The following is a 10,870-nucleotide window of genomic DNA, read 5'->3' on the forward strand; positions in this document are numbered from 1 at the left end:
TCCGCTGGTGCAGCCACCGCAGTGGACCGGCAAGAGCACTCGCCCGTCAAGACGCCGCTTTGCGCCATTGCCGGGTCGTGCGAGAAGCACATCCGCAAAAATCAACGGAAGCCTCAGCATGCGCAAGCCCGTGAAGATGCCCTCGCCTCGCCTGAACATCCCGCCGGAGAGCAAGCTTTCCGCAAAGCAGAAAGCGCTCCTCGCCGACATCCGCAAGACCCGAGGGTCGGGCACGCTCGGAGGCCCGTTCGCCGTCTTCCTGCAGGCGCCCGAATACGGCGACCTCGCCCAGAAGCTCGGCGCCTTCTGCCGCTACAAGACATCGGTTGCGCCGCACCTGTCGGAATTCACGATCCTCGTGCTCGCCCGGTTCTGGCGTTCGCAATACGAGTTCTGGGTGCATGCGCCGATCGCGCAGAAAGCAGGCGTCAAGGCGGCCACCATCGAAGCCTTGCGCACCGGCCGCACGCCGCGTCTCAGCAAGGACGAGCGCGCGATCTATGACTTCATCGCAGAACTGCACAAGACCAAGCGCGTCTCCGACAAGACCTATGCCAAGGCTCACGCCCTGTTTGGCGACGCGGGCATGGTCGAGTTCGTTGGCATCCTCGGCTACTACACGCTGGTCGCGATGACACTGAACGTGTTCCGCGTGCCGCTGCCGGATGGCGAGGCCTACCCGTTCACCGAACCAAAGCCGCCCGCGCGGCGCTGATGCAGCCGATATCGGTATCAGGCTGCTGACGATGAGGTGCACTGCAGCCATTTCCAGATTGCGCTTTCCATCCCCTTGACGATGGCCGATGGTTTCAAGGCTACGAATCTAAGCCGGGGGCTACACATGAAAAAGCTGATTGCCGAGTTTATCGGCACATTCACGCTCGTCTTCTTCGGATGCGGCGCAGCCGTCATTGCTGGAATGGGAACAGGTCCAACTGCGATCGACGTGCTCGGAATCGCTTTCGCATTCGGCCTCGCCATCGTCGCCATGGCCTATGGAATCGGGCCGATCTCCGGCTGCCATGTGAATCCTGCCGTGAGCTTTGGCGTCCTCGTTGCCGGCCGCATGTCGGTGGCGGAGTTCATCGGCTATGTGATCGCGCAGGTCGCCGGCGCTCTCGTCGGGGCTTTGGTTCTTTATCTCATCCTGTCCGGCAAAACGTCGGGATGGAATGGTGGGCTCGGCCAGAATGGCTGGGGCGCGGGTTATCTCGGCCAGTACAATACGACGTCGGCGTTCGTGTTCGAGGCCGTCGCGACGTTCCTGTTTCTTGTCTGCATTCTCGGTTCGACGCACGGCAAGGCGCCCGTGCATTTTGCCGGTCTCGCGATCGGCCTCACGCTGACCGCGATCCATATCGTCGGGATCAACGTGACGGGCGTCTCGGTCAATCCGGCCCGTTCGATCGGGCCGGCCCTTGTCGGATACGGCACGAACCCTGCCGCTGTCGGACAACTCTGGCTCTTCATCATCGCGCCCCTGCTCGGGGCGGCCGTGGCCGGAGTGCTGTTCAAGTCGGGCCTGCTCGAGCCCGATCCGTCCTGACGGAGCTTTACGGTCGGGAGCACCTTCCCTTACTCGCGCGGCCCTGCCGCGCGAGTTCCGGAAAATTGTCCTTGTTGCGCAGACCGATCGCTACTCAAGACGTTATCGAATGGCACGCGAAGGGCGGATCGTGCTAAACAAGACGGGATAAGTCGCGAGCGAGGCGATGTCGGACCATCCGTCATCAACCGAAGACCACCGGGTCATCAGTATCCGTACGAGACGACCCTGGCACCCGACTGGCACAAGCCGGAATGCGCAGTCATCGGACGATCTCGATCAATATAAGCGCAGCGAAGAACCTGACGACTTCCGACATCGGACGCTGGTCAACGCAGCAGCCTTCCTGTTCGTCACCTGCCTGATCATTGCGGGCGTGTGGTTGGCGGACACCATCACCACCATGCGCAAGGCGCAGGACTGCGTGCTCTCGGGCAAGCGCGGTTGTACGCCGGTCGAATCGCCGGTGCTGAAGCGCTAATTCCGCGTGACGCGTTCGGCACCGACGCGGGAGAGCGAAACAGGTGCCAATCCTGAAAATCCAAGCGCTCCCGCGGCTTTTGGCGTCAGATCGATAATGCGTCCGCGCGCGAACGGTCCACGATCGTTGATGCGAACGACGACAGACTTTCCGTTCTTCCTGTGCGTGACTCGCACCATCGTACCAAAGGGAAACGTCCTGTGAGCAGCCGTCAGGGAATGCGGGTTGACGCGCTCTCCACTGGCGGTTTTCGAGCCGGCATGTCTGTCGCCCTTGAAGCCGTAAACAGAGGCGATGCCATCACTCGCAATCGATGTATCCGATAAGGCCGTCAGAAAAAATGCGCAAAAAAATCCGCCGATCGCGCGTACGATCATATGCTTTCCTCATCAATGTGTTGATGCGGAAAGCGCAGTAAATGCCGAATGGTTCCGCCCGCCGGACTGATTGCAGGAGCTTTCCAGCCGGAAATGCCGACTCCTGCCTCCAGATCGCGCACGAAAAAGCCGCTCGCCAGTCAATGGCGGCGGCTCATTCCTCTTCAATGCGCAGAGTGCGACGCTGGAAGCCTAGAAGCGAAGTGCGGGCTTTCTGCCGGACTCGGATGCGGGCTTGGATTCGACAGCGGCAGGACGCGCGGCCGCCGACGCGGAGCCTGTGTGCTCCACCGAGACGGCAGCGCTGGCGCTGGTGCTTGCAGTCGTCTCCGGCTTGGATGCCGGCGTGGCATCGGCAGCCGGCTTCGTCGCTGGCGCCTCTGACGCAGGGGCTACGGCCGGTTCACCAGCCGGCGCGGTGGCGCGTGGCCGCTGCGCGGGACTCGCTTCTTCGGTGCGCGGCGCACCGCGCGAACGAATCACCGACTGAATGCGAGCGAGCACCAACGCATGAAGGCGCGCTGACTTGTCGATGTCGATATGGCCATAGCCCTGGCCGCTCACGTCGACATTGTTGAGCGTGCCGCGAAATCCTGCGCCCTTGCGCATGTAGGCATAGTCGCGCTGCGTCAGATTGTAGACCTGGCTGACATTGCTCGAAGCTGCGAACGAGCCCGTGCCGTCGAACGGCACGACGAGTGCGACGGGCACGCCCTTCTTGCCAAGATATTCGGACATGAACATGACCGCGTCCGCGCCGAGCGAATGCCCGACCAGGACCACCGGACCATGCGCGCGCGCCTTGTACTTCGCGGCGATCTCGTCGGCGAGGCCCTGCCACTCCGAGTGATTATGCACGCTGGCGCTGATGCCCTGGGCGCGGATCTTGGCGGCAAGGTCGTCCATGCCGAGCGAAAAGATGTTGAGCAGGCCGCGCAGGAGGTAAACGTGACCGTTCGCCTGCGACGTTACCCGCTTCGGGGAGGGCCTGGAGGTCGTCCCGGAGCGCTCCGTGGAGGCCGTGGTCTGGGCCAGCGACGGCGCAGCCAGCGCTACAGCGGCCATGACAGCCGGCACGAGCAACCAATTTCGTCGGATCCCCTTCATCGGCCCCTGATGCTCCGCGTCTTTTTCTGATTCGGGCCTTCAGCACCCGCCCGATGAGTAAATCCGGTTTACAACGGCTTGCCTACAAAACGCCACATGACTGGAAAGCGCCGAATGTGAACATTCCGGTGTGTTGCCGGGATGCCACGGCGCGTCTTCTAGTAGATTCCCGGAATCAATCGCGCGGTCCGCTTCATATAGGCGCGATATTCGTCGCCGAAGCTGTTGAGCATCATCTCCTCTTCCTTGCCCACACGGAACAGGAACAGGGTGCCAAAACCCACGAGGCCTGACAGTCCCGCAATCCAGTTCGGCAAAAGAAGGGCCTGCGCCACCGCCCACATGAAAAAGGCGCTGTACATGGGGTGCCGCACGTAGCGGTAGAGCCCATCGGTGACCAGGGCATGCTGTTCGCGCACCTCAAGCGAATCGGACCAGTTCCGGCCGAGCTCACGGTGCACCCGGTAGAACAGCCAGAGCGATGCGACGAACACGGCGGCCCCTAGATAGGCCAGGATCGGCTGGAAGGTATAATCGGCGAAGCGCGGCCGCCCGGAGATCACGTAGAAAAACGGGATGATGCCGAGTCCGGTGAACGAGCAGGTCAGCAGGACTTTCTCGCGCGTGCTGCGCTGATCGAGCCGCGTCTTGGTTTTCCACGACCGCCGCTGATGCGGCCAGCGGATGATGAACCAGGACACGGCGCCGATCACGAGAATCGCTTTTGCGATGGCTGGCGTCATGCTGTCTTCTCCGCAGGGACTGGATCGATAAGGCTGCCGTCAGGGGCAAAGCGCGGAACAACGGTTTCCGGCTTCAGCACGCGCGTTTCGAAGCGCAGCGGCCCGCAGCAGATCATGTAATAATCGTAGAAGTACCGCTTCTCGTTGCCCATCACCAGCTGACGATGCAGGCGGAAGAAGTTTGCCTTGAAGCGGCGGTAAGTCGAAGCCTCCAGCATGTCGCGGATGTGTACGCGCCGGATGAAGGGCCGGCCGGTGTCCGGCAGTTTCAGCACCTTCAGCATGTCCACGTTGTAGAAGCTGATGGGGTCAGCCATCGTCTGGTAATCGATCCAGAAAATCGCCGGATTGGCCGAGACGCGGCGGATCGCATCACGGAGCCAGCCCCCCTTCGGGTGGAAGGCGATCTTCAGAATCGAAGAGCCGGTGGACAACAGGTTGAGCCGTTCGCCGTTCTTGCCGAAATCGGGGACGAGTTGCAGCGCCCGGTCCACAACGGCGACCTTGAGCGCACAACCCAGGCTATGGGCGGCAAACACCACCTCATCCTGATCGCCTTGCCGCAGCGTCTCCGCCAATTCCTGTGCAAATCCTTCCAGCCGCCGGTCGAATTCCGGACGCGCGCGATGGATCAGCTCGTGCCCGAAAATCCAGTCGTCCATCATGTAATCGAGCATGAGGAAGCGACCCGGCCAGACCATCAGAAGGGTGAAAACCAGGATTGCCGCGATCGGAACTGTCAGAATCGGCAGGGGTGCCCCCAGGGCCGGCAGGAACGACGCGACGTAGATCGACAGCGCCACGAAGGCGAGGAGCAGGAAGACCGGATAGGCGAAAAACAGGCCATAGCGCCAGTTTACGCGAAAATACCGGAAGGCCGTCCCGGTCAGGATGAGGTCGCCAAAGGCCACCACCGCCCGGAACAGGCGCTGCCAGCCCGGTCGGGCGAAATCCGACAGCACGATGTCGTGCCACAAGAGGGACTTGTACGCGGCGCCTGTGGACCAATTGGGCCCGCTGGCGGCAATCTGCCACGTCCCGACCATGCGCTCGGGCGCAAGCTCGAGGGGCCCGACCTCGGCTTTCGCCGACCAGACCCGGCCGGACCGGGAAAGCTCACGAATATACCGTTCGCGCTGGCGTTCCGGAGGGATCGGTTCATAGCCCCCCAGAAAGTATACACAGCGCTTTTTGACCGTGGTGTCGCTCATCGTCCACCGATGCGGGCTCGCGGGGCTGCTGGTTAGGGAATTGGCGCCTTCTGCACAAGGCCGAAACCAGTCCTTCGTGCCGTTGAACTTGCGGCCCGCGTTCGGTATAGGGCTTCGAAACCCCGAAAGCGGCAGACTTTAGCCGTCCCGTCCCTCCATTGGGCGCGCCGCCTGCCCGTGATCCTGAGAGCACCGATGTCCACCACTTTCGACAAAGTCGCCGATATCATTGCCGAGACTTGCGATATTCCCCGCGACAAGATCACGCCGGACAGTCACGCCATCGATGACCTGAAAATCGACAGCCTCGATTTTCTGGATATCGCCTTCGCCATCGACAAGGCGTTCGGGATCAAGCTGCCGCTCGAACAGTGGACCCAGCAGATCAACGACGGTCAGGCGACCACCGAACAGTATTTCGTGTTGAAGAATCTCTGCGCCCGCATCGACGAACTGATCGCGGCCAAGAGCGCGGCTTGAGACGCGTCCGGATGAGATTGCCGGCTCGTCGCTTCAAGCCGTTCCGAGTACGGGCGGGCGTCCATGCGGCTTGAATATTTCCAGATGCTCGACCGCTTCGTCGAGGTGAAGGCCGATGAGCGCTGGATCCGCACGGAGAGCAAGGTCCCGATGGAAAGTCCCGTCTTCGAGGGCCATTTCCCCGGTTACCCGCTGATGCCGGGTGTGCTCCTGATCGAGAACATGGCGCAAACCTGTGGATGGCTCGTGAGTGCTATCACGGGCTTTACCGGATTGCCGGTGCTCGCAGGGGTGAAAGAAGCCAAGGTCCGCGGCGCGGTATTCCCCGGCATGGAGCTGTCGACCGAGGGCAAGATCGTGCACGACGGTTCGGGCTTTGCGATTGCCGATGGCAAGATCAGGTCCGGAGACACGGCGATTGCGGATGCCCGGCTGACCTATCGCATCATCCCTTACCCGAGCCCGGAATTCCAGAACACCATGGTCACGTGGGCCAAACAGCTCGATTTCCCGCTCGACAAATTCCGCAAGACCGGCGGGCAGGAATAAGGTGCGTTTGTGAGCGACCGACAGGACGTCTGGATCACCGGCACCGGTCTCGTCTCCGCCCTTGGCGAGGGACTCGACCAGCATTGGGATGCGCTGATGGCCGGCGGAACGCCGCCATACGACGACAAGACATTTGCGCCCTACATCACCTTCCCGACCAAACCGATCAATTACGACACGCAGATCCCCAAGAAGGGCGATCAGCGTCAGATGGAGGCCTGGCAGCGCATTGGCGTCTATGCCGCCGGCCTTGCGCTGACCGATGCCGGAATCGCCAAGAACGCCGAGATCCTAGACAAGACCGACATGATCGTCGCAGCGGGCGGCGGCGAGCGCGATGTCGCGGTCGATTCCTCGATCCTGACCGATGTGCGTGGCGTCGAGAAGCGCGATGCCTTCGTCAACGAACGCCTGATGAGCGATCTGCGTCCGACCCTTTTCCTTGCGCAGCTGCCGAACCTGCTGGCCGGCAACATCTCGCTGGTGCACGGCGTGGTCGGCTCTTCGCGCACGTTCATGGGCGAGGAAGCGTCAGGCGCGGATGCCCTGCGCGTGGCGCATGCGCGCATCGCGGCCGGGCAAAGCGATATCTGCCTTGTCGGCGGCGCCTATAACGGCACGCGCTGGGATCTTGTTCTCCTGTTCAGCCTCGGCACGCCACTGCTCGAAGCGCCGTTCCGGCCGGTCTGGGACCGTGGCCCTGAGGGCGCATTGGCGTTGGCTGCCATGGGCGCCTTCGTCGTGATCGAGAGCCGCGCACACGCGGAAAAGCGCGGGGCGAAGCCCGTGGCGCGCCTGACCAACGTACAGTCGAACCGCAATCCGCGTCAGGCCGGCGATACGACGTCGACGTTGCTCGACGAATGGAAGACCATCGAAAACCTGGTCGATCCGAAGAGCGCGGTTGTCATCTCCGGCGCTTCGGGCGCGGAACCGGCAACGTCGGAAGAGCGTGACGCACTCGGGCGAATCGGCCTCCCGGTCCGCGCGACGACCACCTATATCGGCAACGGGATGGAGGCGCAGTTTCTCGCCAATATCGCCATCGGTTGTCAGGCGGTACGCATGGGGACGCTGTTCCCGGCCTCCGGCGTCGGCGATACGGGTGAAGCGCCCTCCGGCGGGATCCGCCAGGCGGTCGTGACCAATGTCGGCCACTGGCGCGGGGAAGGCTTGGCGCTGATCGAGCGCGTCGATTAAGGGGTGAGTCCCATGTCAGGAACGGGTTTGCGCGACACGAAAGGCCGCCCAGTCGTCGTCATCACCGGCATGGGCATCGTCTCCCCGCTCGGCTCGGGCAAGGAGGACAACTGGAAGCGCCTGACCGCGGGTGAATCCGGCATCCGGTCGATCACGCGCTTTCCGACCGAAGGATTGCGAACCACGATCTCCGGCGCGGTCGACCACGTCTATGAAGAGGGGATGGTATCCTCCGAACTGTCGGAAAAGCTCGCACGCCTCGCCGGCAACGAAGCGATTGAACAATCCGGAATTGCGAAGGGCGATTTCCCCGGCCCCTTCTTCCTCGCTTTTCCGCCGATCGAGATCGAGTGGTCGCAGCGCTACGCACTTGCAAGCGCATCGGGCGCGAACGAAAAGATCGAATATGCCGATCTCGTGCGCGCGGCGACCAAGCCCGAATTCAGGCCCTTCTACGAAGAATCGAAATACGGTGTTGTGCCCGAGCGCCTCGCCGAACATTTCGGAACCAAGGGCTCGCCGATCTCGCTGACCACGGCCTGCGCATCGGGCGCAACCGCGATCCAGCTCGGGGTCGAAGCGATCCAGCGCGGTGAGTGCGATGCAGCGCTCGCAATCGGCGCTGACGGTTCGATCACCGCGGAATCCGTCGTGCGGTTCTCGCTGCTATCGGCGCTGTCGACCAATAACGGGGCGCCCTCCGGCGCGTCCCGTCCGTTCTCCAAGAATCGCGATGGCTTCGTTCTTGCGGAAGGCGCCGGCGCCGTTGTGCTGGAAAGCTACGATCATGCGGTCGCGCGCGGTGCGAAGATCCTCGCCGTGGTCGAAGGCTGCGGAGAGAAGGCAGACAATTTCCACCGCACGCGCTCGAGCCCGGACGGCAAGCCGGTCATCACCTGCATGCGCTACGCGCTCGCCGATGCCGGCGTCACGCCCGCCGACGTCGATTACATCAATGCGCACGGCACCTCGACGCCCGAAAATGACAAGATGGAATATCTCGGCGTTTCGACCGTGTTCGGTGACCGGCTGAAGGACATCCCGATCTCGTCGAACAAGTCGATGATCGGACATACGCTGACGGCCGCGGGTGCCATCGAAGCGGTGGTGTCCGCGCTGACCATCATCAACCAGCGCATCCCGCCGACGATCAACTACGAAGTGCCCGATCCTCTGATCCCGCTCGACGTGGTGCCAAATGCGGCACGCGACGCCAAGGTTCGGCGCGTGATCTCCAATTCGTTTGGATTTGGCGGACAGAATACCTGTCTCGTGATCACCGGCGAGCCGAACTGAGGCGATCCCGCGGGTGCCTTTGCGGTTGACGCCCCCCGCAAGTGGGCGATAGGCAAAGCGCGCAGTCCCCTCCCTTAATGTCCGGAGACCAGCGCGAATGCGTGCGCTCGCCCTGATTGCCGACCGCAAGCTTGACCTTGTGGACCTCCCTGCCCCGCCGCCGCCCGGCCCGGGAGAGGTGCAGATCCGCGTGAAGGCGGTCGGCCTGAACCACCTCGACCTGTGGGGCTATCGCGGCATGGCCTTCGCCAAGCGCGCCTTCCCTGTGGTCGTGGGCGTGGAAGCCGCCGGCGAAATCGTGTCGGCCGGCGAAGGGGTGACAAAATTCAAGGCCGGCGATCCGGTCGTGATGTACGGCGCGCTCACCTGCGGCAAATGCAAGGCCTGCGTCGAGGGTCGTGACAATCTGTGTGAGAATGTCGGCGGCGTGATGGGCTTCCACGTCGACGGATTCGCGCGCGAACTCCTGAACATGCCGGAGCGCCTGGTGATCCCGGTGCCGAAGGGCGTGTCGATGCGCGACGCCGCGTGCGCGCCGGTGGCATTCTCCACCGTGCAGCACATGCTGTTCGACAATGCCAAACTGCAGCCTGGTGAAACGGTGCTCGTGCACGCGGCAGGGTCTGGCATCGGCTCGACCGCGATTCTCATGGCCAAGGCGATCGGCTGTACCGTCATCACGACCGCCGGCGATGACGCCAAGCTCGAAAAGGCCAAGGCACTTGGCGCCGATCACGTCATCAACTATCGCACGGACCGCTTCGAGACGATCACGCGCAAGCTGACGAACAAGAAGGGCGTGGACGTCGTGTTCGAGCATGTCGGCGGCGAAGGCTTCAATGGCTCGCTGCTGGTGCTCAAGCGCGGCGGCCGCCTCGTGACCTGCGGCTCGACCGCGGGACCGACGGTGCAGATGAACCTGATGCAGCTGTTCCAGCAGCAATACAAGATCTTCGGCTCGTTCGGCGCGACGATGAAGAATATCAGTGAGAGCCTCGACAAGATGGCCGGCGGCATGCACCCGGTCATCGACATGGAAGTGCCGCTCGAACAATTCGAGAAAGGCCTCGAGCGGCTCGAGACGCGCAAAGTGTTCGGCAAGGTCATCGTTACGCTGTGATGCGCGGCGCTGGCTTCAGGTCGTCCCCGCGCAGGCGGGGACCCATATCGCAGAGCGGTGGTTATAGGCCCCCGCTTTCGCGAGGGCGACGGCAGGGATAAATGCGCATCCGCGTTCCGAACGCCGTCCGCGACGCCGTCGTCGGCAATGCCGCCGTCGGCATGATCAGGATGCTGCGCTGGACCGATCCGCACCGCATGTCGGACTTCGCGGCGAAGGTTATGCGCAAGGTCGGGCCGAAGCTGCGCGAGCACAGGATCGGGCGCGCCAATCTTCGGATGGCTTTTCCCGAAAAATCAGACGCCGAGATCGAGGAGATCCTGCTCGGCGTGTGGGACAATCTCGGGCGGCTCGGAATCGAGTTTGCGCACCTTGATCGCATCTGGGACCACGACCCGGACAATCGCGGCGCAAGCCACATCGATTTCGATCCGGCATCCGAAGAGCGCTTCATCCAGCTGCGTGACGACGGCAAGCCCGCGCTCGTCTTCGCAGCGCATCTCGCAAACTGGGAGATGCCTGCCCTGCCCGGCCCCGCGCATAATTTGCCAAGTGCCGCCGTCTATCGCGCGCCCAATATCGGCAAGGTCGCGGACATGGTGATGGCGACCCGCGGCGTGAATATGGGCCGGCTGATCAAGACCGGCATGGATGGCGCGCTGAAGGCCGGCGAGGCCCTGCGGGAAGGCCTGCATGTCGGCATGCTGGTGGACCAGTATTACGTGCGCGGCGTGCCGGTGACGTTCTTCGGACGCGAGAC

At 62.9% G+C, this 10,870-nt stretch carries 13 protein-coding genes; 9 read left to right on the forward strand and 4 right to left on the reverse strand.

The window, feature by feature from the left end; translation table 11 throughout:
* The first annotated feature begins 118 nt into the window (after window positions 1–118).
* The 3 genes from VNZ93_RS11575 (at window position 119) to VNZ93_RS11585 (ending at window position 2,027) form a co-directional block, all read left to right on the forward strand.
* Window positions 119–715, forward strand: coding sequence for a carboxymuconolactone decarboxylase family protein (locus VNZ93_RS11575; protein WP_325704611.1), 597 nt, complete (start codon window positions 119–121; stop codon window positions 713–715).
* A gap of 126 nt (window positions 716–841) precedes the next feature.
* The gene (locus VNZ93_RS11580) at window positions 842–1,546 is read left to right on the forward strand and encodes an aquaporin (RefSeq protein WP_325704614.1); all 705 of its coding nucleotides are present in this window, start codon (window positions 842–844) and stop codon (window positions 1,544–1,546) included.
* A gap of 166 nt (window positions 1,547–1,712) precedes the next feature.
* A complete protein-coding gene (locus tag VNZ93_RS11585) occupies window positions 1,713–2,027 on the forward strand; it encodes a hypothetical protein (RefSeq protein WP_325704617.1) in 315 nt (104 codons plus the stop codon).
* Here the strand turns inward: VNZ93_RS11585 and VNZ93_RS11590 are convergent.
* The 4 genes from VNZ93_RS11590 to VNZ93_RS11605 all read right to left on the reverse strand — a co-directional run bounded on the left by VNZ93_RS11590 (window position 2,024) and on the right by VNZ93_RS11605 (window position 5,465).
* Complete coding sequence (locus VNZ93_RS11590) at window positions 2,024–2,404, reverse strand: septal ring lytic transglycosylase RlpA family protein (protein ID WP_325704620.1); 381 nt, start codon at window positions 2,402–2,404, stop codon at window positions 2,024–2,026. The genes VNZ93_RS11585 and VNZ93_RS11590 overlap by 4 nt on opposite strands.
* Before the next feature lie 192 nt (window positions 2,405–2,596).
* Window positions 2,597–3,469 carry a hypothetical protein gene (locus VNZ93_RS11595; protein WP_325704623.1) on the reverse strand — a complete coding sequence of 291 codons (873 nt, stop codon included), beginning with the start codon at window positions 3,467–3,469 and terminating at the stop codon, window positions 2,597–2,599.
* Window positions 3,470–3,669: 200 nt separating this feature from the next.
* Window positions 3,670–4,254, reverse strand: a complete 585-nt coding sequence (locus tag VNZ93_RS11600; RefSeq protein WP_325704626.1) for a protein-S-isoprenylcysteine O-methyltransferase — start codon at window positions 4,252–4,254, stop codon at window positions 3,670–3,672.
* Window positions 4,251–5,465 (reverse strand): hypothetical protein, encoded by a 1,215-nt coding sequence (locus VNZ93_RS11605; RefSeq protein WP_325704629.1) that lies wholly within the window; start codon window positions 5,463–5,465, stop codon window positions 4,251–4,253. Before VNZ93_RS11605 ends, VNZ93_RS11600 begins: the two co-directional genes overlap by 4 nt.
* A gap of 195 nt (window positions 5,466–5,660) precedes the next feature.
* Between VNZ93_RS11605 and VNZ93_RS11610 the strand changes: the two genes are divergently transcribed.
* The 6 genes from VNZ93_RS11610 to VNZ93_RS11635 all read left to right on the forward strand — a co-directional run.
* Window positions 5,661–5,945 carry an acyl carrier protein gene (locus VNZ93_RS11610; protein WP_325704632.1) on the forward strand — a complete coding sequence of 95 codons (285 nt, stop codon included), beginning with the start codon at window positions 5,661–5,663 and terminating at the stop codon, window positions 5,943–5,945.
* A gap of 63 nt (window positions 5,946–6,008) precedes the next feature.
* The gene (locus VNZ93_RS11615; protein ID WP_325704634.1) at window positions 6,009–6,494 is read left to right on the forward strand and encodes a 3-hydroxyacyl-ACP dehydratase FabZ family protein; all 486 of its coding nucleotides are present in this window, start codon (window positions 6,009–6,011) and stop codon (window positions 6,492–6,494) included.
* 9 nt (window positions 6,495–6,503) lie between these two features.
* A complete protein-coding gene (locus VNZ93_RS11620) occupies window positions 6,504–7,694 on the forward strand; it encodes a beta-ketoacyl-ACP synthase (RefSeq protein ID WP_325704636.1) in 1,191 nt (396 codons plus the stop codon).
* Between the two features lie 12 nt (window positions 7,695–7,706).
* A complete protein-coding gene (locus tag VNZ93_RS11625; protein ID WP_325704639.1) occupies window positions 7,707–8,990 on the forward strand; it encodes a beta-ketoacyl-ACP synthase in 1,284 nt (427 codons plus the stop codon).
* A 97-nt stretch (window positions 8,991–9,087) separates the two neighbouring features.
* Window positions 9,088–10,110, forward strand: coding sequence for a zinc-binding dehydrogenase (locus tag VNZ93_RS11630; protein WP_325704642.1), 1,023 nt, complete (start codon window positions 9,088–9,090; stop codon window positions 10,108–10,110).
* Window positions 10,111–10,211: 101 nt separating this feature from the next.
* On the forward strand, window positions 10,212–10,870 hold a 659-nt coding region (locus tag VNZ93_RS11635; RefSeq protein ID WP_325704645.1), incomplete at its 3' end, for a lipid A biosynthesis lauroyl acyltransferase.

It is taken from the genome of Pseudorhodoplanes sp., assembly GCF_035565795.1.
Taxonomy (GTDB): domain Bacteria; phylum Pseudomonadota; class Alphaproteobacteria; order Rhizobiales; family Xanthobacteraceae; genus Pseudorhodoplanes.